The sequence below is a fragment of the Paraburkholderia aromaticivorans genome, assembly GCF_012689525.1.
In the GTDB taxonomy this organism is placed as follows: domain Bacteria; phylum Pseudomonadota; class Gammaproteobacteria; order Burkholderiales; family Burkholderiaceae; genus Paraburkholderia; species Paraburkholderia aromaticivorans_A.
Map to the genome: position 1 here is coordinate 1,941,761 of NZ_CP051515.1, position 23,561 is coordinate 1,965,321.

The window sequence follows — 23,561 nt, forward strand, 5'->3', positions numbered from 1 at the left end:
TTATCGAAAGCCAGAGGCTGTCGATCAAAGATCCAACGTCACACCCGCATCGCCGGCAACCGGATGCGCCATGCAAACCAGCGCTGCGCCGGGTTCGATTTGCGCCTCGACTTCGCCGTCGTACTTGACCTGGCCCGACAACAGACGCGTCGAACACGTCCCGCACATACCCGACCTGCAACTCGACGGCGCGTCGATACCATGCGCTTCGGCAAATTCAAGCAGGCTGCCGTCACGTGGCAGCCATTGGATCGTGCGCTCGGAGCGCGCGAAGGTCACTTGCACAGCGCCCGCGTCTTGTGCCGACGTGCCCACCGGCGTCGGCTCGCGCTCGACGACAACCGCGCGCTTGACGCTCGCCGGACCGAACGCTTCGAAACGAATGCGCTCATCGGCGACATTCAATCCGCGCAGGCCTTCATACAGATCACGCATGAACTGCTCGGGGCCGCACAGATAGAAGTCGTAGTCGTCGAACGGAAGCGCGCGCTTTAACGCGTCGATGCTCACACGCCCGGCCGACACGCCTTCGGCGAGCCCATCGGCGGCGCTATCGAAAAGATGCAGGGAAAGCGCCGCGTTGCGCGCGGCAAGCGCTTTCAATTGCGCACCGAACGGACGTTCGCGATCGCTACGCGCACCGTGAAAGAAGAACACCCGCTTCGCTTGCGCACCCTCACCGGGAGATGTTGCCAACGCATGCCGAAGCATCGCCATCATCGGCGTGATGCCGATGCCCGCCGAGATAAAGACAGCGGGCCGCGGGCTGTCTTCATCGAAGACGAACGCACCGCGCGGGTTCATCGCTTCGATCTTCGCTCCGGCGACCAGATGCTCATGCAGCCATTTCGATGCAACGCCTTCGCGCTTCACGCTGATTCGATACCGCTGCGGATCGTGCGCATCGGAAAGCGTGTAGGTACGCGACAAAGGCGTGGTGGAGTCCGCCACCGGCACGCGGATCGGCAGAAACTGTCCCGGCTTGTACGACGGCAACGGCGCTCCGTCGAGCGATTCGAAGTAAAAGGAGCGAATCGACGCTGTCTCCTCGACCACCGCCGCCACCTTCAGCTTGTGCCACGGCGATGCAGCCACCGGCTTTTGCACCGCCGCCGCAAACTGTGGCGCGTACTCGACGTCCGACCAGCGAAACGGCAACGCGCTCCGGCTGCGCCGCACTTCCTGCACGTGAAACCGCACGAGCCGTTGCGCGCCTTCGAAGGCAGCCAACTCCGCGCCGTCCCATACGATTTCCGCGCGCGCCGCGATATACAGCAGATCGCCGCTCGCAAAGTCGATGAACAACAGCCCGGCACGCGGATCATGGATCAGGTTGCCAATCGTGTTGAAGAAGTTGTTGCCGATAAAGTCCGGCGTCGTCAGCGTGTGCTCATCGTCCACACGCACAAAGCCCGGTGCGCCGCCGCGATGCGAAACGTCGACGCCGCGTGCAAGATCCGCGTCCTCCGCAAGATTCGCGCTCGCGATGAAAAACGTATCCGCCCGCACCAGGAACGCGCGGTCGGCATCGCTGAGTTGAGTCGCTATTTCCGGCGGCATGGAAGGTTCAGACGTACTCTGCTGCACCCAGGTCGGGGTACGGCTCTGGATGTACTTATTGCAGTTGCCGAAGCTCTGGCGAACCTCGAGCGTCAACGCCGCCCCGTCCGCCGACGTCACCATGCCGTTGATCCGGTTGCGCCTGCGAGTCTGCGGCTGCAGCCCGAGGCCGCCGATCATCGAGCCCTTCTGCCAGCTATCCGCAAGCGGATCGCCGGGTAACGCGCCGCCTTCGATGCGCAGCGTCTGCGCATCCGGCGACGACACAAAACCCCGCATACCGGCGCGCACCGTCGCCCACGGCTGGCCGTGCGCGTCAACGCCGCCGAACACCATGAACGGCTGCTCGGCGAAAAACTTGCGGTGCTGGTCCGGCATGTGGCGGCGAATCCCCCGGCGTCCCGACGCTTCTGCCACGCTTCTCACCCCCGCGCGCTGCTGGGCGGCGAGTTCGGCGGCATGAAACGGCGAGGTTTCGACGCCCCAGCCATTCAGAGGGATAACGGTGGACATGACCGGACTCCGGTGTCGTAAAGGATCAGCCGTTCATTCAGCGAGCAGCCCCGCTTTTGTCGACGGCATCGCGACGAACCGCGGAAGTGCCTCGACGCGGCGCAGCCACGCAACAATGTTCGGATACGGGTCGAGCGACACGCCGCCTTCCGGCGCGTGCGCAATGTAGGTGTGCGAGGCGATGTCGGCGATCGTCACCTGATTGCCCGCCGCGAACGGCTTGTCCGCCAGTTCGCGGTCGAGCACCTCGAACAGCTTCACGGCCAGCTTCTTCGCGGTCTCGTGATCGTGCGGCGCACCAAACACGGTGACGAGCCGCGCCGTGCACGGCCCATACGCAATCTGGCCGGCCGCGAGCGACAGCCAGCGCTGCACCGCAGCCGCGCCGAGCGGGTCATCCGGCAACCACGAGGCGTCGCCGTAACGCTTCGCCAGATACACCAGAATCGCGTTCGAATCGAACAGGGTGATGTCGCCGTCCTGAATCGTCGGCACCTGGCCAAACGGGTTGAGCGCCAGATAGTCCGGCTTGCGGTTGTCGCCGGCCTTCATGTCCAGTTCGACCACTTCGAACGGCAGATCGAGCAGGGTCAAAAACAGCTTCACCCGATGGCCGTGGCCGGAAAGCAGGGTCGTATAGAGGCGGATCGGCTGGACGGGTCGGGCAACGGGCATGACAGGTTCCGGAAAACGTGAAGGGATGGAGCGAGCATAATCCGCACGCGCCACCTTGCAGAAGCCTGATAATCCGGGAAACACAGTCAATCGAAGATGGACAATCCACCATGCCCGACGTACGCGACGTAAACCTGAACCGGCTGGCGATCTTCGTCGCGGTCGTCGAGGCAGGCTCGCTGACCGCCGCGGCAGCGCGTCTGGGTCTCGCCAAGACGATGGTCAGCACGCACATGCAGCGGCTCGAGGCCGAGGTGGGCGCGAGCCTGCTGGTGCGTACGACGCGGCGGCTCGGTTTGACCGAGCCTGGCCGCGCATTCTACGACGCGAGCGTGAAAATCCTCCGCGCCACGGAAGACGCGCTCTCGGCGATCGGCGGCGAAACGGCGCCCGTGCGCGGCACGTTGCGCGTGAGCTCGCCGATCGATTACGGTTCGCTTGCGGTCGCGCCGGTGCTGGTCGAACTGCGCCGCACGCATCCGCAACTCAATGTCGAGTTGCTGTGCACCGATCACTATGTGGATCTGATCGCGGACGGTATCGACGTCGCGATTCGCCTGGGCCGGCTTGCCGATTCCAATTTCCGCGCGGTGAAACTTGGCAGCTTCGTCAAATGGGTCGTGGCGAGCCCGGATTTCGTCGAGATATGGGGACAGCCGCAGACGCCCGCCGAATTGTCGGCGATGCCCTTCTGCGCGTTGACCGTGTTGCCGCGTCCGCTGACGCTCGACCTGCAGCGCAACGGTGGCAAAGGCGATGGCGACGCCGAAAGCGTGCGCTGTGAAAACGCGTTGCTGGTGAACACCGCCGACGCCTGCCGTGCAGCGACTCTCGCCGGCGGCGGCTTCGGCCTGTTGACGGACTTCTCGATCGGCGGCGACATCGCTGCTGGCCGGCTGATTCGCCTGCTACCGGAATGGGCGACCGAGCCCGCGAGTATCCAGGCCATCTTTCCGCCCACCAGTCATCCTCCGCCAAAAGTGCGGGCGCTGATCGAGACGTTCAAGAAGCATCTCGAGCGCGCTTCGTAATGGCGCGGACGGTGTCCCGCGAGGCGGGACACCAAAAGCCTTCAACGCGCGTCAGAACGAATGCCGCATGCCGATCCGCACGTCGGTCTGCGTGTTCGACGTGGACGGCGTGAAGCTGTAGCCGATCACCGCATTCACGCCATCCGACGCGCGCAGATAGTCGCCGGAGATATAGACGTCCGTGCGCTTTGACAACAGGTAATGCAGCCCGAGCGAGCCCTGGTTCCAGTGATTGCCTTCGAAGCGCGTGTACTGATAGCCGCCGTACAGCATCAACGCGGGCGTGAAGGTGTACGAGGCACCCGCCTCATAGACCTGCATATGCGAGGTCTCGCCGAGTCCCTTGATCGTCGTGTAGGTAAAGTCGCCGCTCAACATGACGTTACCGATCGTATAGGCCGCACCGACTGCGAACGCCCCTTGCTTGTCGACCGGAAACGACGACGAGCTATATAGATCCGTCACTGCGCCGGTCGCCGGATCGACGGACACGGTTGGCTTGCCGAGGAACGTGCGTGTGCCGATCATCGCGTACGGGTCGAATGCATAGATGCCGTTCGGGTTGTTCAACTGCGTATAGGCCGCGCCCATGTTGAACGCGCTGTGCTCGTAACGCGCACCTACGCTCCACGCGCTCTTGTTGTGGAAGTCGCCGGCGGTATTGCCGAACGAATACATGCCGCCGAACGAGAAGCCTGCATAGTCGTTGGAGAGGAACTTGACCGAGTTCGGCAGCCGGTCGCCGTTCATCCGGTCGAAGTCGCCCTGATGGATCGCGTAGCCGCTCGCCCACGCCGAGATGTTATAGAGGTAGACGAACTCCTCTGTCATGTCGAGCTGATTACCCAGCGAGAGTTGCCCCCAGTTGTTCTTCAGGCCCACATAAGCCTGGCGTCCGAACTCGGCACCGCCGAATGCATATTGCCCGTTGCCCAGGTGAAAACCCGATTCGAGCGCGAACACCGCCTGCAAGCCGCCGCCGAGATCCTCGACGCCTTTGAAGCCGATCCGGTTGCCGTATGAAATACCGTCATCGAACTTGAACTGGTGAGCCCCGCCGGCATTGTTCACATAGGTAATGCCGGCATCCAGAATGCCATACAGGGTGACACTGCTTTGCGCATGAGCCGCCGTCGGCGCACATACAGCGCTTGCCGCGATAGCGAGTCCCGAAAGGCTGACGGCATTTCTCTTCTTCATCTAATTCTCCCCTGCTCTTTGCCTGCGTATTTCGTTGGATAAAGCGATCCCTGCTGCGTGCTGTTGACCAACGCGCGGCGCTTCTCGCATGACGGGCAGTTCAGAAACCGGCTGAGACCGAGTGAAACGAATTGGAGCTATCTACGATGCATGCAATGACCACTCATGTCCGCATCGCGGGATAAAGAATACGGGTCCAGATTTAGGAGGATTCGACCGGATGCGACATAAATCTGTCGCACCGCGACCTCATCGTTAGGAATGCGGCTGTTATTTCACGCCGAGTGCGGTTTGCACGGCTTGCAGGCCACTGGCGCCACTTGCCGTGGTCACGCCGTCGAGCCATGACTTCAACAATTCGGGGTGACGCTTGAGCGCTTCCGTGGCGGCGACATCCACGCCCGTTTTCTTTTCGAGTACTTCGGTAATCACGCCATTGTCCAGATCGACATTGAAGGTCAGTTGCTTGAAGAGCCGCCCGACATTCGGACACTGCGCGGCATAGCCGCTGCGCGCAACCGTATTGACCGTGGCGCCACCGTAGTTGGGCCCGAAGTACTTGTCGCCGCCGTCGAGATAGGTGAGCTTGAACTTCGTGTTCATCAAATGCGGCTCCCAGGCGAGAAAGACAATCCACTTCTTCTCGCGCACCGCGCGCTCCACTTGCGTGAGCATGCCGGTTTCACTCGATTCGACGAGCTTCCAGTTGCCGAGGCCGAACGCCTTGTCGTCGACCATTTTTTTGATGTTCTGATTGGCCGGCGCGCCGGGTTCGATGCCATAAATCTTGCTGTCGAACTTGTCGGCATTCTTCGCCAGATCCGCGAATGAATGGGTGCCGGCAGCGGCGACATAGTCGGGCACGGCCAGCGTGAACTTGGCGTTGCTCAGATTCGGATGCACGACCTCGATCGACTTTTCTTCCTCGAACGCCACCACCGAAATCCGCTCACGGCGCACGCCGCAAACGCTCACACTCTCCACCGACTTCGGCTTCGCGACCTATTGGCTGATGCCGCGTCTATCGCAGTTCACGCTGGGCTGGGCGCCGCTGGTCGACGAACTGCTGGCCACCGGGCAACTCGTCGAACTGTTCGACCCGCCGGTCGTCACGGAGCGCGGCTATCTGCTCGTCGCGCAGCGCGCGGCGACGCCCGTCGTCAACGCCTTTCGCCACTGGCTGCTCGGCGAATGCCGGCTCGACGCGGAATAAGCGCTTGCGCGCCGGCCTGACGCTCCCGTTCCAGCGCGACGGCGGTTAGCTTCTATCCGCGCGCCCGCCTGATTTGCTCTACTGCGAAGATGCATGCCGCGCCCCGCGGCATCGTCCTATCGTCCAAGTGGAGTGCGCATGTCCGCCGATTCCCGTCCCGATCAGCTGGTTCTCACCGTCGCCTGTCCGAGCGCGGCGGGCCAGGTTGCCGCCGTCGTCGGCTTTCTCGACCGGCATCATTGCTATATCGACGAACTGACCGTTTTCGACGACGACCTCAGCGAGCGCTTTTTCGTGCGCTGCGTGTTTCATGGTGTCGACAGTCAGGAGACGCTGCGGGTTGCGGCGCTCAAGCGCGAATTCGAGCCGATCGCCGAGCGCTTCCGTATGACGTGGGCGATGCACGACGTCGGCACGCGGCCGAAGGTTCTGATCATGGTGTCGAAACTCGAACACTGTCTCGCCGACCTGCTGTTCCGCTGGCGCATGGGCGAGTTGAAGATGGATATCGTCGGCATCGGTTCGAATCATCGCGATTTCGAACCGTTGGCGCAGCAGCACGGTCTGCCTTTCCACCATTTGCCAATCACCGCCGACACGAAGCCGCAACAGGAAGCGCGTCTGCTCGATCTGTTCGAGACTTCAGGTGCAGAGCTGATGATTCTCGCGCGCTATATGCAGATTCTGTCCGGCGAAACGAGCCGTGCGCTGGCGGCGCGAGCAATCAACATCCATCATTCGTTTCTGCCCGGCTTCAAGGGCGCCAAGCCGTATCACCAGGCGCATACACGCGGCGTCAAACTGATCGGCGCGACCGCGCATTTCGTCACCGACGATCTGGACGAAGGTCCGATCATCGAACAGGTGGTGGAGCGTGTGGATCATTCGTATAGCCCGGAGCGTCTGCTTGCCACTGGGCGCGACGTCGAGTGCATTACGCTTGCGCGGGCCGTTAAGACGTTTATCGAGCGCAGGGTGTTTATTAACGGCGACCGGACAGTTGTACTGCAGTAAACAAAAAACGCCGCTAGAAAGCGGCGTTCACCTCTCTTTGAACGTTGCCGCTTTATCAAAGCGGCAACGTTTTCACACGAACACGACCAGCAGAATCACTTCACCCAGCTATCCACCCGGTCGCCATGCGCGCTAATCCACGCATCGGCCGCGGCGGTCGGCTTCTCGCCGTTTTGCGTCGCCAGCATCACGCTGTCGATCTCACCCGGCTTCCATTGAAACTTCTTGAGGAATGCGACGACCGGCGGCGCCTTCTTCTCGAGTTCAGGATTCACGACGCTATCCACATGCTCCGCTTCGCCGAACACCTTCTTCGGGTCGTCGAGGAATTTAAGCTTGTACTTCGCGAACATCCAGTGCGGCTTCCACCCGGTCACGATGATCGGCTTGCTCGCCGCTTCCGAACGCGCCAGTTCAGCGGTCATCGCGCTGCCTGAGCTCGGCATCAACTGATAATCGAGTCCATAGGCCTTGATCGCCTCACTGGTCTTTTGCATCACGCCCGCGCCCGCGTCGATCCCGACGATGCGTGAGCCGAACTCCGCCTTCTTCGCTTCCAGATCGCCCAGGCTCTTCACGTCGGCGTTATCCGGCACGATCAGGCCGATCTTCGCGTCGTTGAAATTAGGACCGAGGTCGACCACCTTGTCCTTGAAGTTGTTCCAGTACGCGCCGTGAGTGACCGGCAGCCACGCCGACAGCGTCGCATCGAGGTCACCGCGCGCCACGCCCTGCCACATCACACCGGCCGCGACCGGTACGAGTGTGACCTGATAGCCGAGGCGCTTTTCGATCACGCGCGCGGCCACGTTCGAGGTCGCGACGCTATCGTCCCAGCCTTCCACGTAACCGATCTTGATGGTCGGCTTGCTATCGGCCGACACGCTCACGCTGCTCGCCGCCAGCGCCGCGCTCAAAGCGCTCAACACGAATATCTTTTTGATCAGTCTCATCGCCGTTCTCCCTTTTGCCGTCACAACCACCCAATGAGCATTTAGAATCGCCAGCCAGAATTGCCGGGTAGCGTTGTTTTCCGACATCCAGTTGTCCGCACGCGACTTCGCGCCACTGGACCCATCCTCCTTCTCGTCTTACTTATCCACGACGAGATCGCTCAATGGCTTGCTGCAGCACAGCAGCACCATGCCCTGATCGATCTCACGCTGGCGAATGCCGCCGGCGTGTTTCATCGCGACTTCACCCGACACCAGCTTGACCTTGCAGGTGCCGCACATACCCTGTGTGCACGAGGCGGCCAGACGTACGCCCGCTTTCTTCGCCGCGTCGAGCACGTGCTGGCCGCTGCCGCATTCGATCTCGCGGTTGCTTTTGGCGAAACTTACCTTGAAGCGGGTATCGGTTTCGGTGGAAAGGGGCGCGGGAGTGACCCCCGGCGCCTCCTCACGCGCCTCGATGAAACTGTCCGCAGTCGCCGGCGCGCCAATGCCCTGCAATGCGTCCGCGACATGCGCGGTGGTCAATTGCGCGGCTACTTCGCTGACCGTCTCGAAGGAAAAACTCTCCTCGTGATAGTGGCTGCGATCGAAACCGCCCTCGTCCAGCAGATTGCGCACGGCTTGCATATACGGCGCGGGTCCGCAGGTGAAAATCTCACGCTCCAGATAATCCGGCGCGATGAGCTTAAGCAGCGGCAAGGTCAGAAAGCCAGTCACACCCGGCCAGTTCGTGCGCGCGCCAACTCGCTCGCAAACGAACGCCGTGCGGAAACGGGCCTGATTCGACGCGATCAGATCGAGTTCGCGCGCGAAGATGATGTCGTCCGGCGTGCGGGCGCTGTGCACGAATACGATATCGCTGTCTTCACCGAGTTCGTGATGCGCGCGGCTCATCGACATCAGCGGCGTAATCCCCGAACCGGCCGATAGAAACAGGAACTTGCGCGCCGGATGCCGCGCGCAGGTGAACTCGCCCGACGGCCCCAGCACCCGAACCTCGGCGCCCGCATGCAGATTGTCGTGCAGCCAGTTCGACACCTTGCCGCCCGGCACACGCTTCACGGTAATCGAGATCGTATGCGGACGCGTGGGCGGCGACGAAATCGTATAGCAACGATTGATCGATTCACCGTCGATCTCCAACTCCAGCGTAATGAACTGCCCTGGCTCGAACACGAACGCCCGCCCAGACGGTGCGCGGAAGAAAAAACTCTTCACGTCGTGCGTTTCCTGGCGAACCTGGCAGCACACCAGTGTGTCGTCGGTATCGCTATTCCAGCGTGGCGGCAACGTCTCCCAGAACCGCGGCTGCGTGACGCGGCTCGCAGCGTGATCTGGAGCCGGTTCGGGGCTCAGTTGAAACGTCGCCTGATCGCGCATCATTGTTTTCTCCGACTCCTGGTTGCAACGTCGCGCTCAGCGCATGAAGGACACGACTTTTTCGCCATGCGAAGCCGGCGCGGTATCGCCGGCGTCATGGGCTTGGGGCGCATTGCTGTAATCCGCCATGCGCGCGATATACCACTCGCAGAACTTCTCGACGAGACCTTCCGTGAACGGCGAATACGGACCCGGTTCGTATGCGCTGCTGTTCGCGCCGCGTTGCGAATACTCGACGAGCGCGCGATCCTGGTCGTTGGTGGCGCGCCACACGGCCGTGAGATTGTTCACGTCGTAGTCGATGCCTTCGCGCGCGTCCTTGTGGACAAGCCACTTGGTGCGCACCAGCGTCTTACCCGCCGACAGCGGAATCACCGAGAAGCTGACGATATGATCGCTCATGAAGTGATGCCACGAATTCGGCTGCGTCCAAAATGACAGTCCACCGAGATCGGCCTGCTCGAAACCGCCGAGCAGTTTTTTCGACGCCACTTTCGCATCGAGCGTCTGCGATTCGCCATCGCGATCGAGCGGCAAGCGTTGCGTGCGGAAACCCGTGACCAGATCGGCCAGCCGTTCGATTTCCGCCGACGGCAGCTGCATCGCTTCCCATTGCGCGGTACGGCGCGCCACGGTCTCTTCGAAGGCGGCCATGCCTTCTTCGTTGGCCGGCGTGCGTTGATAACCAAAGCCGTATTCGTAGAGCGAAATGGTCAGCTCGGGATGGTTCGCGACGCAGTGATAGCACTCGCGATTGTTCTCCATCGTGAGCTTCCAGTTGCCATCTTCAATGATGTCGATCGAGGCCGCGATCTTGCAGCCGGCCAGATCGTGCGGCTGCAGATACGGTTCCATCGCGGCACGCATCACGGCAAAGTCGGCGGGCGGATTGTCGGCGAGGCAAATGAAAATGAGGCCCGCCAGATTCTCGACATGCACGGCCTTCAGGCTATGTTTGCAGCGGTCGAACTGATCGCCCATGTGTTCGGCGAACATCAGATCGCCGTTCAGGTTGTAGGTCCAGCTGTGATACGGGCAGACGATATTGCCGAGCGAGCCTTTGTCGGTATTGCACAGGCGCGCGCCGCGATGGCGGCAGACGTTGTGAAACGCCCTCACCTGCATGTCGTCATCGCGGACGATCAGGATCGAATCGTTGCCGATCTCCATCGTGATGTAATCGCCCGGTTCCGGAACGTCTGGTTCCACCGCGACCTGAATCCAGTGTTGCCGGAAGATCGCGTCCATGTCGAGCGCGAAAATCGCCTCGCTCGTATAGAACGGCGCTTCCAGCGTGTAATTCTTTTTGCGGCGTTCGATCATTGCGCGAACGTCTGCCGAAACTTTCATTGTGTGCTCCGTTGCATGTCACGTCTGGCGCCGCGCCAGGCCCTCCTGGTCGCGTGCTGGCCCGAACCGGAAATCAGTAATCCACGAGTTGATGCTCGCGCAAATACGCGAGAATCACTTGTGCTTTTTCGACAGAACTTCCTTCAATTACGACGCTGCCACCACGGCTTTCGGTCGTCGTCGCCGAGAGCATGCGGGCGTGGCCGGAGCGCTTCTCGGCCGCGGCGAGGCGCACCGGTTTGGCGCCGGCCGGGCGCACGGTCCAGGCGAGGTCGTCGGGGTTGGCAGCGGCGGGTGTCGCGACCGGGCGGATCGTGCCTTCGCGCAAGCGCGCATAGGCATAGGTCGGTGCGGCGCTGGCGAGCGGATGCACGGCGATCAGCGCGGGCAGCCGCACTTCCACGCGACGGCGCAAGCCCTTCGGCATGAATTGACGGACTTCCGCGCAGCCGTCGCGCAGCGTGATCTCGACGGCTGCGCCGACCAGTGGCATTTCCAGCGCATTGGCGACGCGATACGGCAGCATGCCGCTGTCGAATGCGCCTTCAGCACGCGTGCCGGTCAGAACGAGGTCGTAACCACGCAGACGCGCGGCGAGCGGCGCGGTTGCGTCGGCTTGCAATTCAGGTGTTGTGTCGATTTCAAGCACTTCGACCGAACGTGCGCCGAGCGCCAGATACTCTTTCAATGCGGGATTGGAACGGTCGCCCGCATGGAGCACGTCGAGCCTCGCGTTGTGCGTTCTGGCAAGCGAGAGCGCCAGGGTCAGCGCGGCGGCGTCGTTGCGGCTATAGCGCGCGGTGCCACTCACCGGATGACGGCCCACTGAAACGAGAACAGCGATCTTCATGCGAGCGCTCCTTCGGCGACAGCCGTTGAATTCAGCAGCGCAGCACCGGTTCCGCGTGCCGTGCGCGCCGCGGCCGCCGCTTCGTTGAGCGCGGCAATGGTTTCCTGCGCGTCGGCAATCACCGTGAGATTCGCGCGTTTGGCGATCGGCGCGCTGGCGTCGAGGTTCACCGCGATCACATGCCGGCAATCCTTGATCCCTTGCAGATGCTGCACCGCGCCGGAAATGCCGAAGGCGATATACACACTCGCTTCGACGGTCTTGCCGGTCGCGCCGATCTGTTTGTCACGCGTGAACTTGCCGTCGTCGACGGCAACGCGGCTTGCGCCGATCGCCGCGCCCAGCGTGGCCGCGAGACGCTCGAACGCCGGCACGTCGCTCACGCCATTGCCGGCCGACACGATGAAATCCGCTTCTTCGAGCGCGAGTTGCGCTGCGTCGATTTCCTCGATGCCGAGATCGCGCACCGCGCCCTGGCCTTGCTGCGACGCGGGTTCTCCGTCGAAACGCCACATGACCCGTTCGCCCGCGCCAACGAACGGCAACTTCGGATCCACCGTGTTGGGCGCAAGCAATACCACTTCAGGCAAGGCGCGCGCCGCGAACGCTGTATTCGCCTGAACATAGCTCGCCACATGCGCGGCATCGATCTCGACGACATGCGTCGCAACGCTTGCATTCGCGGCGGCTGCGTAACGGCGACCGAGATCGCCGTCGCCGGTTGCGTTATCCGGCAGGAAAATATGCACCGGCGCGTAGGCCGCGACGCACGCAGCCAGCGCGTTCAATTCGTTCAGCGGCGCAAAGTTGCGGCGGTCGAACATCGGCAATTCGATCAGTTTGTCGGCGCCGAGCGCGGCCGCATCGCCGCTGAACTCGCCGAATACCAGCAGCACGACTTCGGTCGCGGCGTCGGCAATCAAGGCCGCACCGGCCAATGTCTGGCGTGCGTGATCGTCCAATGCGCCACGGTCCGCATGCGCGGCCACGAGTATCACGCGCTGCGGCGCTAACGTGCTGCGGCGCGGTTTGGCCTGTTCGCGATGCAAAGCGCCGCCGCCGTGCGTGGCCGTTTCCATTGAACCGGCCGCACCCGTCACGCCGAGCGTGATGCGTTTGAGTCCGTCTGCAGTGATCGTGAACGGACGGCGCGGATCGATTCGTTTGAGAGTGTTCATCGCGTTACTCCAGCGCCGCTGCAACCAGTTCGACGACGTCCAGCACTTCCGGACGCGGCCCGACCACGCCTTCGAGCATCGCCGTGCAATTCGGACAGCCCACCGCGACGATCTCCGCGCCGACGGTTTTCGCGTCGTCGATGCGGATATCAGGAATACGCCGCTTGCCTGGAATGTCGGTTAAAGGCGCACCGCCACCACCGCCACAACAGCGTCCGCGCATGCCGTTACGCTCCATTTCCACGACCTTGATGCCGATGGTCTTCAACAGCTTGCGCGGCGCTTCGGTTTCGCCGTTATAGCGGCCCAGATAGCACGGGTCGTGATACGTGATCTTGCGATCCGCGAAGGCCGCCACCGCGCGCGGCGTCAGCTTGCCGCTCGCGACCAGTTGCTCGATCAGCGCCGTGTGATGTTGCACTTCGTAGAAACCGCCGAGCGCGCGATACTCGTTGCGCAGGCTATGCAGCACGTGCGGGTCGGCGGTGACGATCTTGCGGAACGAGTACTTCGAGAGCGTGCCGATCAGCTTGAGCGCGAGTTGCTGGAAGGTCGCTTCGTCGCCGAGACGCCGGGCCGTGTCGCCCGTATCGGTTTCCACGCCGCCCAGCACCGCATAGTCGATACCCGCGCGATTCAGCACTTTGACTAAAGCGCGCAGCGTGCGTTGATAGCGCATATCGAACGCGCCTTCGCCGGCGATCAGCAGCACATCCACCGGACGCCCCGGCTGCGCGACCTGCACTTGCAGATCGACGGCCCAGTCGTAACGCGCGCCGATGTCGTAGCCGTTCGAACTGCCCGTCTCGCGCAGATTCGCGAGCGTGATCGGGCCTTTGCCCGGCACGTTACCTTCCACCAGCGTCTGATTGCGGCGCATATCGACGATCGCGTCGACGTGTTCGATCAGCATCGGGCACTCCTGCACGCACGCGCGGCAGGTCGTGCAGGACCACAGCGTGTCCGCTTCGATCATCGTCGAGATGAGCGGCTTGTCGGGCGCGCCGGCATGCTTGCCGACCGGAATACCCGGCGTGGGACTGCCCGCGTATTCCGCGTCCGTGCCGCCCACCATGCCGGTGACGAGATCCTGAATCAGCTTCTTCGGATTGAGCGGCTGACCGGCGGCGAATGCGGGACAGGCCGCTTCGCACTTGCCGCACTGCACGCACGCATCGAAACTGAGCAACTGGTTCCAGCGGAATTCGACCGGCTTGCCGACACCGTATTCCTTCGCGTCGAGCAGCGGCGCTTTCAATGCAGTCGGCGGCACCAAGTCGTTGTCATTGCGCTCGGCAAACCGCTCCTGACGCGGATGAAATGCGAGGTGCAGCAGACCGGCGAGCGCATGCTTCATCGGACCGCCGCGCGCCGCACCGAACGTCATCGCAAACGCGCCTGCCGCGATCAATAGCGCAACGATGATCGCAAGCGCGCCGGACATCGCGCCAGCAGGCAGCGCAATAAAGAGCACGAGACCGAGTGCGAACGACCCGAGCAACAGCGGCAGATGATCCCAAGGCCCACGCGAAAGCCGCGCCGGCACCGCTTTCGCGCCGTGGCGGCGCCGCCAGACGAACACCGCGCCGACCAGCATCACAAGCGCGGCGAGGAAGATCAGCTTGTCGAGCCACGGCGAGTAAATCGCCAGACCGTAGTTGACGAACACCAGCGCCATCGCGAGAATCGCGCCGCCTGCTGTCGCCACGTGCGTTTTGGCGATGTACGGATCGCGCGCCACCACATGATGCAGATCCACGAAATAGCGTTTGGGGATCGACAGCAGATTGGTCCAGCCGTACGCGCCCGCAGCGGTCGCGCGGCCTTCGCGCCAGTATGCCGCGCGTTTGACGAGCGCGAACGCCAGACCCGCTACCGACAACCACAGCAGGACGGTGATGACAAACACGGGGCTCATCGTCAGAAATCCTTGCAAAGGCGCAGCGCGTCGTAAATCGCGCCGTGAATGTTGTGCATGGAAATGCAGTCGCCGACACGGAACAGGAGGAAGCGGCCGTCACCGAGTTCTTCGGCGAGCGACGGCTGCGGCTCGGAGGCGAACAGCTTATGCACGTCCACCTGACCGCGATTCACCGACTCCGGCTTGAGCTTCCAGTACAGTTCGTCATTCGGCGTGCTGCCGTTCTCGATCACCACCTGATCGACCGCGCGCTCTTCCTGCTCTTCGGTGTACTCGTTGCGGATCACGGCGATCTTCTTGCCGTCTTCCTCGTAGACCTTGTCCAGCCAGTAGTTCGGCGTGTGGATCACGCCTTGCGCGTAAAGCCGCCGGTAGAAAATCGGGAATGTGGTGCCGCCTACGTCGTCGGCGACCTTTACGTCCGGCGTCACGATCTCGACGTTCGAACCGCGGCTCGACATGAAATCGGCCACGCCCGCGCCGGCATGCGTGCTCACGCCGTCATACACCAGCACGTTCTTGCCCGGCTCGACCTTGCCCGAAAGCACGTCCCACGAACTCACGGCGAGGCCTTCGTCGACGCCCCACGCCGCCACTTGCGACGTGAACGACGAGCCGCCCGTGGCGAGCACGACGATGTCCGGCTTCTCGGCCATGATGGCTTTTTCGTCGGCGGCGACACCGAGGCGCCGGTCCACGCCGAGGCGCTTCGTCTCCATGTCGAACCAGCGCACGATGCCTGCCATCTGTTCGCGTTGCGGCGCTTTCGCGGCCAGCATGATCTGACCGCCGACGTAGTCGTTCTTCTCGAACAGCACCACGTCGTGACCGCGCGACTTCGCCACGCGCGCCGCTTCGAGTCCCGCCGGACCCGCTCCGACCAAGACGACCTTGCGCTTCGGCCCACGCGTTTTGGCGATCACGTGCGGCATCGTTTCTTCACGCGAAGTCGCGGCGTTCTGCACGCACAACACGTCGAGCCCGTTGTACTGACGGTCGATGCAATAGTTCGCGCCGACGCACTGCTTGATTTCATCCTCGCGGCCATCGCGGATTTTGATGACCATATGCGGATCGGCAATCTGCGCACGCGTCATGCCGACCAGATCGACCATACCGCTCGCGAGCAGCCGCTCGGCCTGCCCCGCGTCGCGAATGCTTTGCGCGTGCATGACGGGCAGCTTCACCACCGACTTGATGCCGGCCGCGAGATGCACGAAGGGTTCGGGCGGCAGCGCCATCGGCGGCATGCAGTTGGCCAGCGTGTTATGTGTGTCCGCACCCGAACCGATCACGCCGAGGTAATCGATCAGGCCGGTTTCGCTCATCGCCTGGGCGATTTCCTTCAGTTGTTCGTGATCGAGCCCGTCTTCGTGGAACTCGTCGCCGCACATGCGCAAGCCGATGCAGAAGTCCGCGCCGACTGCTTCACGCACGGCCTTCAATACTTCCGTGCCGAAACGCAGACGGTTTTCGAGCGAGCCGCCCCACTCGTCGGTGCGAAAGTTGGTGCGCGGGCTCCAGAACTGGTCGATCAGATGCTGGTGTGCCGCCGAGATTTCGACGCCATCCATGCCCGCGTCTTTCACCCGCTTCGCAGCCGCCGCGAAATCGCTGATGATGCGGCGAATTTCCTCGACTTCGATGATCTTCGCATTGCCGCGATGCACCGGCTCACGCACGCCGGACGGCGACATCAGATGCGGCCAATGCTCGCCATGAAACGCCGAGCGGCGTCCCATGTGCGTGGCCTGAATCATGATTTTCGCGCCGTGCGTGTGCATCGCTTCGGCGAGTCGGGCGAGCGGGTCGATGATCTTGTCGGTCGACAGGTTCACCGATTTCCACCAGCCTTGCGGGCTGTCGATCGACACCGGACTCGAGCCGCCGCACACCGCGAGGCCGACGCCACCCTTGGCCTTCTCCTCGTAGTAACGGATATAGCGGTCGCCGGGCAATCCGCCCGGTTCCGCATAGACCTCCGCGTGCGCGGTGCTGACGATGCGGTTGCGCAAGGTCAGCTTATTCAGCGTGAGAGGCTTGAAAAGGTTCGGGTAACGCATCGCGATCGACCTCGGAATGAATGGCTTGTTGCGCTGTGCCGTGCGCCGTTATAGAAGCGGTTACGACGCGAGCGGCGATACTTCGAATACGCAGTGACCGTGATGCTCGGCCGCGCATTGCGCTTCTCTCGAATGCGACGGCGGGCCCTTGCGCGAGGCGTCCGGCGCGGTGTCGTTGACCCAGTCCATCGCGCCCGCGAACCAGCCGGCGAACATGTAGCAAAGCTTGCCGACCTTGTCCGGCTGCGCCAGCACGAACGACGAGTGATGCAACTCGATGCGCGCGTGCGAACTCGACGGATCGGCTTCGGTGATCGTGAAGATGCCCCAGCCGCGTTGCGACAGACGCTTCAGGTAATGCTCGAATACCGCCATGCCGGCAAGGCCGTGCTGCTTCGCTTCCTTGTCGCACCAGAAATACGCGGACTTGTAGCCGGCCTTGTAGAGAATCTCGGCATACGTATCGAGGCCGAGTGCTTCTTCCACGGCGGTGTGGTTGTTCGTGAAGAAGTGACGCGGCACGTACAGCATGGGCAGCGCGTCGGTGGTCCAGACGCCGGTGTTCGCATCGACGTCGATAGGCAGTTGAGGTTGCATGTGGAGGCTCCGGTTTTTATGTGTGCGAGTCAGGGTTCATCAGCGCTAGAAGGTCACACCTTCCACACTTCGCCGAACACCCGCACCCAGTTTTCACCCATGATCTTCTTGATGCGCGTCTCGCTCCACCCAGCGCGTTCCATCGCCGCCGTCAGGTTCGGAAACTCGCCGATCGTGCGGATGCCTTCCGGATTCACCACCTTGCCGAAGTTCGTCAATTGACGATAACGGCCTTTGTCGTGCGTGATCCAATCGAAGAACTCCGTGCTGTAGCCTTGCGTGAAATCGGTGCCGATGCCGACCTGGTCTTCACCAATCAGATTCACCACGTATTCGATCGCTTCGATATAGTCTTCGACGGTCGCGTCCGGGCCGCGCTTGAGGAACGGCGCGAACATCGTCACGCCGACGAAACCGCCCGCGTCCGCGATCTCTTTCAGTTGCTCGTCGCTCTTGTTGCGCGGATGCTCTTTCAGACCCGACGGGCAGCAATGCGAGTAGCACACCGGCTTGTTCGACGCCGCGATCGCTTCAGAGGACGTCTTGCCGCCCACGTGCGAGAGATCGACCATGATGCCGACGCGGTTCATCTCCTGAATCACTTCGCGGCCATAGCCCGACAGGCCGCCGTCGCGCTCGTAGCAACCGGTGCCCACGAGGTTCTGCGTGTTGTAGCAAAGCTGCACCACGTTCACGCCGAGGTCCTTGAACGCTTCGATATAGCCGAGGTTGTCCTCGAAAGCGTGCGCGTTCTGGAAGCCGAAAATAATGCCCGTCTTGTTCTCTTTCTTTGCGCGGAAGATGTCGTCCGTGGTACGCACGAGCGTGAGGATCTCGCCGTACTCGCGGATCTGCTGCTTCATTTCGGCGATGTTGTCGACGGTCTTCTGGAAGCTCTCCCAGACCGAGACCGTGCAGTTCACCGCGGTCACGCCGCCCTTGCGCATGTCCTCGAACACCGAGCGCTCGAACTTCGAAATGTTCAGACCGTCGATGATGATGCTGTTGTCGTGCAATGTGCTCATCGTTTGCTCCAGGCGTGCTCAGTAGATGGGAAAGCGTTCGCACAGCGCGAAAATCTCGCGGCGCACGCGTTGTTCGGTAGCGGCATGGCCTTCGGGGTGATCACGCAGCGCGTCGAGCACCTCGACGATCAGCCGCCCGATGTCGCGGAACTCGCTCACGCCGAAGCCGCGCGTCGTGCCCGCGGGCGTGCCGAGGCGGATGCCGGAGGTGACCGTGGGCTTCTCGGTATCGAAGGGAATGCCGTTCTTGTTGCAGGTAATGCCCGCGCGTTCCAGCGCCTGCTCGACCTGGTTGCCCTTGAGGCCCTTCGGCCGCAGATCGACTAGCAGCAGATGGTTGTCCGTGCCACCCGTGACCAGATCGACACCACCTGCCTTCAGCACTTCGCCAAGCGCTTGCGCATTGGCGAGCACGCTGTCGATGTAGGTCTTGAAGCCCGGTTCCAACGCCTCGCCGAACGCGACCGCCTTGCCGGCGATCACATGCATCAGCGGGCCGCCCTGCAAGCCGGGGAACACCGCCGAGTTGATCTTCTTCGCGATGTCTTCGTCATTCGTCAGCACAAAGCCGCCGCGCGGGCCGCGCAGTGTCTTGTGCGTGGTCGACGTGACCACATGCGCGTATTCCACCGGATTCGGGTGACGCCCCGCCGCGATTATTCCGGCGATGTGCGCCATATCCACCATCAGCTTGGCGCCGACGCCGTCGGCGATCTCGCGCAGCCGTGCAAAGTCCAGCGCGCGCGGATAAGCCGAAAAGCCGGCGATCAGCAGCGCGGGTTTATGTTGTTGCGCGAGTTCCTCGATCTGCTCGTAATCGATCAGCATGGTGTCGCGATTCACGCCGTACTGCACCGCGTTGAACCACTTGCCGGACATGGCCGGCTTGGCGCCGTGCGTCAGGTGGCCGCCCGCGTCGAGCGACATGCCGAGCACCGTGTCGCCCGGCTTCACCAGCGCGAGCATCACCGCGCCATTCGCCTGCGCGCCGGAATGCGGCTGCACGTTGGCGAACTTCGCGTTGAAGAGTTGCTTGATGCGATCGAGCGCCAGCGTTTCCACCACGTCGACGTATTCGCAACCGCCGTAGTAACGCTTGCCTGGATAGCCTTCCGCATACTTGTTGGTGAGCACCGAGCCCTGCGCTTCGAGCACCGCGCGCGACACGATGTTTTCCGACGCGATCAGTTCGACTTGCGACTGCTGGCGCTCGAGCTCTTTCAGAATAGCGCCGCGCACGGCCGTATCGCGCGTGGCCAGCGATGCTTCGAAGAAAGGATTCGGGTTCGACATGGAAGGTCCGTGGGGAGTCGTTGACGGAAGACCGGAAGCCGCCGTTGGGCCTTGCTTCGCCCCTGCTACGACCGGTGTGCATTGCGTCTATTCTTGACGCTCCCCTCGCGCGTCAATTTATGAATTCAGACGCGTTCTTTGCCTTTTCCGCCATACACGTCCTTTTTTCACAAGTCGGCGCTCCCGCGCTTACGGCAATGGTCGAACGACCGTGCTGAACTCGGCATCATGCTGCACTGCACCCGGACGTCGTGCGCGCTTCCGGTGCGCGAGCGGACCTCTGCGGTTCCGTTCTGGTGCCGCTTGTTTAGCTATCCGAGTCGAATCCGGGTCAACCGAGGGTTTAGCCTGATGGCACGGTAGTTGCCATAGTCCTCAGAATTGAAGAAGTCGCTGCTCCCCACGGCGACGTGACATTACAGATTCGAAGGAATCATTCCTCCCATGTCCACCGATCGCACGGCGTCGTTGTCGCATTTCGCATTCATGCCGGTTCCCAACTTCACCATGATTGCGTTCACCAACGCGATCGAAGTCCTGCGCATGGCGAACTACCTCACGGGCCAAACGCTTTACCGCTGGTCGATCGTGAGTCCCGACGGCGGTCCGGTCATGGCCAGCAATGGTTTATCGGTCGATACGGGACCGGTTGAATGCGTCGGACAGCCGGACATCGTGTTCGTGGTCGGCGGCATCGACGTGCAGCGCGCCACCACGCCAGCCCATCTTTCCGCATTGCGCCGCTTCGCGCGGTTGGGCTGCGTGCTCGGCAGCCTCTGCACCGGCACTTATGCGCTGGCGCGCGCCGGCCTGCTGGCCGGTTATGCGTGCGCGATTCACTGGGAAAACATGTCGGCGCTCAAGGAAGAGTTTCCCGACACGCGCTTTCTGAAAGAACTGTTCGTGGTCGATCGCGATCGCGTCACGTGCACGGGCGGCGTGGCACCACTCGACATGATGCTGAACCTGATCGCGCCGCGCGTCGGCACGGCACGCGTCACGCAGATCGCCGAGCAGTTCATCGTCGAACATGTGCGCGATACCAGCGCGCAACAGAAAATGCCGCTCGTGGCGCGGCTCGGCTCGGCCAACAAGTCGCTCTTCGAAGTGATCTCGCTGATGGAGAACAATATCGAAGAGCCGCTCTCGCGCGAAGAACTCGCGCGGCTCGCCGGCATGTCGCAACGTCAATTGCAGCGTCTGTTCCGCGAACATCTGGGCATGACGCCGACGCATTACTACCTGACGCTGCGTCTGCGGCGCGCGCGCGAGTTGCTGCTGCAAACCGATATGTCGATCATGCACATCACGATGGCGTGCGGCTTCCAGTCGGCGTGCCACTTCTCGAAGAGCTATCGCGACGCGTTCGGCACGGCGCCGACGCGTGAACGACGCAGGCAGGCGCCGTCGCTCGCTGCGGTGCCGGTGCTGGCGGCTTGAGGCGACTGATCGCTTGACGGCTGGATCGCCCGGCCGCAAAAAACAAACGCGTTGAGCGGTTTTCCGTTCAACGCGTTTTTTTGTGGATCAGCGGTTTCGGTTTCGGTTGTTCACCTTTCCGCACGATGACGACGACAGCTCAGCGCTGCACGAGACTGCGCATGCAGTCCCGCCTCCACTTCATGCCGTCATCAAGCCGCCTTCAGCAGTCCATGCGGGTCGATCACAAACTTCTTCGGCGCACCACCATCGAACTGGCGATAACCATCAGGCGCCTGGTCGAGCGACACCACGGTCACGTTGACGATATCCGCAATCGGCAAGCGATCCCACAAGATCGCCTGCATGAGATTGTGGTTGTACTTCATGACCGGTGTCTGTCCGGTATGGAACGAGTGCGACTTGGCCCAGCCCAGACCGAAACGGATGCTCAAGCTGCCTTTGCGCGCGGCGGCATCGGCGGCGCCCGGATCGTCCGTGACGTACAGGCCCGGGATGCCGATCGCGCCCGCGGCCCGCGTGATTTCCATCAACGAGTTGAGCACGGTGGCCGGCGCTTCCTCGTGCGAACCGCTGCTGCCGTGGCCGTGCGCTTCGAAGCCGACGCAGTCCACCGCGCAATCCACTTCGGGCTTGCCGAGAATCTGCTCGATCTGCTCGCCGAGCGTGGCGTCCTTCGACAGATCGATGGTCTGGAAGCCCATCTTGCGCGCATGCGCGAGACGCTCCTCGTTCATATCGCCGACGATCGTGCAGGCTGCGCCCAGCAAGTGCGCCGAAGCGGCCGCCGCCATGCCGACCGGCCCCGCGCCCGCGATATACACAGTGGCACCGGGTTTCACGCCTGCCATCACCGCGCCGTGATAGCCGGTCGGCAGAATGTCGGAGAGACACGTGAGGTCGCGGATTTTCGCCATCGCCTGGGCGTGGTCGGGGAATTTCAGCAGATTGAAGTCGGCGTACGGCACCAGCACGTACTCGGCCTGGCCGCCGATCCAGCCGCCCATGTCCACGTAACCATAAGCGCCACCCGCGCGCGACGGATTCACGTTCAGGCACACGCCGGTATGCTGCGCCTTGCAGGTCGGACAGCGCCCGCAGGCCACGTTGAACGGCACCGAAACGAGATCGCCGATCTTGAGCGTTTCCACGTCGCGGCCCACCTCGATCACTTCGCCGGTAATCTCGTGACCGAGCACGAGCCCGACTTCGGCGGTCGTGCGGCCGCGCACCATGTGCTGATCGGAGCCGCAAATATTCGTGCTCACCACCTTCAGGATCACGCCGTGACCGATCGACCGGCCACGCGGATCGATCATCTTTGGAAAGTCGATCGACTGCACTTCCACCTTGCCCTGCCCTAGATACACGACGCCGCGATTGCTGCTCATTGTCTGTCTCCATGTCTTGTGAGCGGCGCGCCGGGTACGCCCAGTTCGCGAAAGCACGCCGTTCAACGAGCGTAGCGCCCGCTGAACAAAGCGCATGTGCCGAACGCGACATGGGTTTGGCCGGAACCGACACGACGAGCGGAGCCCTTGCCTATCCTGATGCACTTGGTTTGTTATTGATTGACCGTTCAATATAAAAAAACTACCATGGCCGTTCGAATCCACCTGGACGGATTGCTTTCGTCTTACGCGGTCCGCCCGAAGCCAACGCCAGCTACAGCGCCCGTACCATGCCCAAACTCGGAATGCGCGAAATCCGCCGCGCGCAGTTGATCGACGCCACGCTCCACACGATCGACCAGACCGGTCTCGCGGGAGCCACGCTAGCTTCTGTCGCGCAGCGCGCGAGCATTTCCACCGGCATCGTCAGCCACTATTTCGGCGACAAGGACGGTTTGCTCGAAGCCACCATGCGTCACGTGCTGCGCGATCTATGGCAAGCCACATCGCGCCGGCGCCGGGCGGCGAAGTCCGATCCGCGCTCCAAACTGCGCGCGGTGGTCGCCGCCAATTTCGACGCCGAGCAGACCAGCGGCCCGGTCATGAAAACCTGGCTCGCGTTCTGGTCCGAGAGCATGCACAAGGCGCCATTGCGGCGGCTGCAATACGTGAACACGCGCCGTCTGAACTCGAATCTGTGCGCGGATTTTTCCAAGGCCATGCCGCGTGCGGCGGCGCGCCGCGCGGCGAGCGGTCTCGCGGCGCTGATCGACGGCCTGTGGCTGCGCGGCGCGCTGTCGGGTGAGCCGTTCGACACCAAAGCCGCGCTCCGCGTGGCCAACGACTATATCGATCTGGTCCTCGCATCGCGCGAGTAAGGATTTAAAACAGACCGGCGACACATTCAGAAA

18 protein-coding genes and 2 pseudogenes are annotated in these 23,561 nt (G+C 62.4%); 5 read left to right on the forward strand and 15 right to left on the reverse strand.

Annotated features, from left to right (window positions below; translation table 11 throughout):
• Nucleotides 1-24: 24 nt before the first annotated feature.
• Nucleotides 25-2,073 (reverse strand): pyridoxamine 5'-phosphate oxidase family protein, encoded by a 2,049-nt coding sequence (locus HF916_RS20540; RefSeq protein ID WP_168790675.1) that lies wholly within the window; start codon nucleotides 2,071-2,073, stop codon nucleotides 25-27.
• A 33-nt stretch (nucleotides 2,074-2,106) separates the two neighbouring features.
• Nucleotides 2,107-2,748 carry a glutathione S-transferase family protein gene (locus HF916_RS20545; RefSeq protein ID WP_168790676.1) on the reverse strand — a complete coding sequence of 214 codons (642 nt, stop codon included), beginning with the start codon at nucleotides 2,746-2,748 and terminating at the stop codon, nucleotides 2,107-2,109.
• Nucleotides 2,749-2,858: 110 nt separating this feature from the next.
• Between HF916_RS20545 and HF916_RS20550 the strand changes: the two genes are divergently transcribed.
• The gene (locus HF916_RS20550; RefSeq protein WP_168790677.1) at nucleotides 2,859-3,779 is read left to right on the forward strand and encodes a LysR family transcriptional regulator; all 921 of its coding nucleotides are present in this window, start codon (nucleotides 2,859-2,861) and stop codon (nucleotides 3,777-3,779) included.
• A gap of 51 nt (nucleotides 3,780-3,830) precedes the next feature.
• On the opposite strand, the gene HF916_RS20555 is transcribed toward HF916_RS20550, so the two are convergent.
• Both HF916_RS20555 and HF916_RS20560 read right to left on the reverse strand, forming a co-directional pair.
• On the reverse strand, nucleotides 3,831-4,979 hold the full coding sequence (locus HF916_RS20555; RefSeq protein WP_168790678.1) for a porin: 1,149 nt from the start codon (nucleotides 4,977-4,979) through the stop codon (nucleotides 3,831-3,833).
• Between the two features lie 270 nt (nucleotides 4,980-5,249).
• Nucleotides 5,250-5,918: pseudogene (locus HF916_RS20560) on the reverse strand (glycine betaine ABC transporter substrate-binding protein); the annotation flags it as partial.
• Between HF916_RS20560 and HF916_RS20565 the strand changes: the two are divergent.
• Together HF916_RS20565 and purU are read left to right on the forward strand one after the other, a co-directional pair.
• Nucleotides 5,911-6,192, forward strand: a pseudogene (locus HF916_RS20565) (hypothetical protein); the annotation flags it as partial. The pseudogenes HF916_RS20560 and HF916_RS20565 sit on opposite strands and share 8 nt — an antisense overlap.
• Before the next feature lie 138 nt (nucleotides 6,193-6,330).
• The gene (purU, locus tag HF916_RS20570; RefSeq protein WP_168790679.1) at nucleotides 6,331-7,206 is read left to right on the forward strand and encodes a formyltetrahydrofolate deformylase; all 876 of its coding nucleotides are present in this window, start codon (nucleotides 6,331-6,333) and stop codon (nucleotides 7,204-7,206) included.
• Between the two features lie 95 nt (nucleotides 7,207-7,301).
• Here purU and HF916_RS20575 read toward each other — a convergent pair whose 3' ends face one another.
• The 10 genes from HF916_RS20575 to HF916_RS20620 all read right to left on the reverse strand — a co-directional run bounded on the left by HF916_RS20575 (nucleotide 7,302) and on the right by HF916_RS20620 (nucleotide 19,819).
• The gene (locus HF916_RS20575; protein WP_168790680.1) at nucleotides 7,302-8,159 is read right to left on the reverse strand and encodes a glycine betaine ABC transporter substrate-binding protein; all 858 of its coding nucleotides are present in this window, start codon (nucleotides 8,157-8,159) and stop codon (nucleotides 7,302-7,304) included.
• Between the two features lie 138 nt (nucleotides 8,160-8,297).
• Nucleotides 8,298-9,545 carry a hybrid-cluster NAD(P)-dependent oxidoreductase gene (locus tag HF916_RS20580; RefSeq protein ID WP_168790681.1) on the reverse strand — a complete coding sequence of 416 codons (1,248 nt, stop codon included), beginning with the start codon at nucleotides 9,543-9,545 and terminating at the stop codon, nucleotides 8,298-8,300.
• A gap of 33 nt (nucleotides 9,546-9,578) precedes the next feature.
• Nucleotides 9,579-10,892: an aromatic ring-hydroxylating oxygenase subunit alpha gene (locus tag HF916_RS20585; RefSeq protein ID WP_168790682.1), complete on the reverse strand. Its 1,314-nt coding sequence runs from the start codon at nucleotides 10,890-10,892 to the stop codon at nucleotides 9,579-9,581.
• A gap of 73 nt (nucleotides 10,893-10,965) precedes the next feature.
• Nucleotides 10,966-11,742, reverse strand: a complete 777-nt coding sequence (locus HF916_RS20590; protein WP_168790683.1) for an electron transfer flavoprotein subunit beta/FixA family protein — start codon at nucleotides 11,740-11,742, stop codon at nucleotides 10,966-10,968.
• The gene (locus tag HF916_RS20595) at nucleotides 11,739-12,920 is read right to left on the reverse strand and encodes an electron transfer flavoprotein subunit alpha/FixB family protein (protein WP_168790684.1); all 1,182 of its coding nucleotides are present in this window, start codon (nucleotides 12,918-12,920) and stop codon (nucleotides 11,739-11,741) included. Before HF916_RS20595 ends, HF916_RS20590 begins: the two co-directional genes overlap by 4 nt.
• Nucleotides 12,921-12,924: 4 nt before the next feature.
• On the reverse strand, nucleotides 12,925-14,838 hold the full coding sequence (locus HF916_RS20600) for a (Fe-S)-binding protein (protein ID WP_168790685.1): 1,914 nt from the start codon (nucleotides 14,836-14,838) through the stop codon (nucleotides 12,925-12,927).
• Between the two features lie 2 nt (nucleotides 14,839-14,840).
• Nucleotides 14,841-16,904 carry an NADH:flavin oxidoreductase gene (locus HF916_RS20605; RefSeq protein ID WP_168790686.1) on the reverse strand — a complete coding sequence of 688 codons (2,064 nt, stop codon included), beginning with the start codon at nucleotides 16,902-16,904 and terminating at the stop codon, nucleotides 14,841-14,843.
• Nucleotides 16,905-16,964: 60 nt separating this feature from the next.
• Nucleotides 16,965-17,501: a DUF5943 domain-containing protein gene (locus HF916_RS20610; RefSeq protein ID WP_168790687.1), complete on the reverse strand. Its 537-nt coding sequence runs from the start codon at nucleotides 17,499-17,501 to the stop codon at nucleotides 16,965-16,967.
• A gap of 53 nt (nucleotides 17,502-17,554) precedes the next feature.
• Nucleotides 17,555-18,526 carry a dipeptidase gene (locus HF916_RS20615; RefSeq protein WP_106280831.1) on the reverse strand — a complete coding sequence of 324 codons (972 nt, stop codon included), beginning with the start codon at nucleotides 18,524-18,526 and terminating at the stop codon, nucleotides 17,555-17,557.
• A gap of 18 nt (nucleotides 18,527-18,544) precedes the next feature.
• Entirely contained in the window at nucleotides 18,545-19,819 is a 1,275-nt protein-coding gene (locus HF916_RS20620) for a serine hydroxymethyltransferase (protein WP_168790688.1), read from the reverse strand.
• 444 nt (nucleotides 19,820-20,263) lie between these two features.
• Between HF916_RS20620 and HF916_RS20625 the strand changes: the two genes are divergently transcribed.
• A complete protein-coding gene (locus tag HF916_RS20625; protein WP_168790689.1) occupies nucleotides 20,264-21,259 on the forward strand; it encodes a GlxA family transcriptional regulator in 996 nt (331 codons plus the stop codon).
• A gap of 191 nt (nucleotides 21,260-21,450) precedes the next feature.
• Here HF916_RS20625 and fdhA read toward each other — a convergent pair whose 3' ends face one another.
• The gene (fdhA, locus tag HF916_RS20630; protein ID WP_168790690.1) at nucleotides 21,451-22,650 is read right to left on the reverse strand and encodes a formaldehyde dehydrogenase, glutathione-independent; all 1,200 of its coding nucleotides are present in this window, start codon (nucleotides 22,648-22,650) and stop codon (nucleotides 21,451-21,453) included.
• A 290-nt stretch (nucleotides 22,651-22,940) separates the two neighbouring features.
• Between fdhA and betI the strand changes: the two genes are divergently transcribed.
• Complete coding sequence (gene betI / locus HF916_RS20635) at nucleotides 22,941-23,528, forward strand: transcriptional regulator BetI (RefSeq protein ID WP_168790691.1); 588 nt, start codon at nucleotides 22,941-22,943, stop codon at nucleotides 23,526-23,528.
• The last annotated feature ends 33 nt before the right edge of the window (nucleotides 23,529-23,561 follow it).

What these genes read in the sequence shown, in the direction of transcription:
- HF916_RS20540 (WP_168790675.1), bottom strand. Translation starts at nt 2,073, where the DNA reads ATGTCCACCGTTATCCCTCTGAATGGCTGGGGCGTCGAAACCTCGCCG.
- HF916_RS20545 (WP_168790676.1), bottom strand. Translation starts at nt 2,748, where the DNA reads ATGCCCGTTGCCCGACCCGTCCAGCCGATCCGCCTCTATACGACCCTG.
- HF916_RS20550 (WP_168790677.1), top strand. Translation starts at nt 2,859, where the DNA reads ATGCCCGACGTACGCGACGTAAACCTGAACCGGCTGGCGATCTTCGTC.
- HF916_RS20555 (WP_168790678.1), bottom strand. Translation starts at nt 4,979, where the DNA reads ATGAAGAAGAGAAATGCCGTCAGCCTTTCGGGACTCGCTATCGCGGCA.
- purU (WP_168790679.1), top strand. Translation starts at nt 6,331, where the DNA reads ATGTCCGCCGATTCCCGTCCCGATCAGCTGGTTCTCACCGTCGCCTGT.
- HF916_RS20575 (WP_168790680.1), bottom strand. Translation starts at nt 8,159, where the DNA reads ATGAGACTGATCAAAAAGATATTCGTGTTGAGCGCTTTGAGCGCGGCG.
- HF916_RS20580 (WP_168790681.1), bottom strand. Translation starts at nt 9,545, where the DNA reads ATGATGCGCGATCAGGCGACGTTTCAACTGAGCCCCGAACCGGCTCCA.
- HF916_RS20585 (WP_168790682.1), bottom strand. Translation starts at nt 10,892, where the DNA reads ATGAAAGTTTCGGCAGACGTTCGCGCAATGATCGAACGCCGCAAAAAG.
- HF916_RS20590 (WP_168790683.1), bottom strand. Translation starts at nt 11,742, where the DNA reads ATGAAGATCGCTGTTCTCGTTTCAGTGGGCCGTCATCCGGTGAGTGGC.
- HF916_RS20595 (WP_168790684.1), bottom strand. Translation starts at nt 12,920, where the DNA reads ATGAACACTCTCAAACGAATCGATCCGCGCCGTCCGTTCACGATCACT.
- HF916_RS20600 (WP_168790685.1), bottom strand. Translation starts at nt 14,838, where the DNA reads ATGAGCCCCGTGTTTGTCATCACCGTCCTGCTGTGGTTGTCGGTAGCG.
- HF916_RS20605 (WP_168790686.1), bottom strand. Translation starts at nt 16,904, where the DNA reads ATGCGTTACCCGAACCTTTTCAAGCCTCTCACGCTGAATAAGCTGACC.
- HF916_RS20610 (WP_168790687.1), bottom strand. Translation starts at nt 17,501, where the DNA reads ATGCAACCTCAACTGCCTATCGACGTCGATGCGAACACCGGCGTCTGG.
- HF916_RS20615 (WP_106280831.1), bottom strand. Translation starts at nt 18,526, where the DNA reads ATGAGCACATTGCACGACAACAGCATCATCATCGACGGTCTGAACATT.
- HF916_RS20620 (WP_168790688.1), bottom strand. Translation starts at nt 19,819, where the DNA reads ATGTCGAACCCGAATCCTTTCTTCGAAGCATCGCTGGCCACGCGCGAT.
- HF916_RS20625 (WP_168790689.1), top strand. Translation starts at nt 20,264, where the DNA reads ATGTCCACCGATCGCACGGCGTCGTTGTCGCATTTCGCATTCATGCCG.
- fdhA (WP_168790690.1), bottom strand. Translation starts at nt 22,650, where the DNA reads ATGAGCAGCAATCGCGGCGTCGTGTATCTAGGGCAGGGCAAGGTGGAA.
- betI (WP_168790691.1), top strand. Translation starts at nt 22,941, where the DNA reads ATGCCCAAACTCGGAATGCGCGAAATCCGCCGCGCGCAGTTGATCGAC.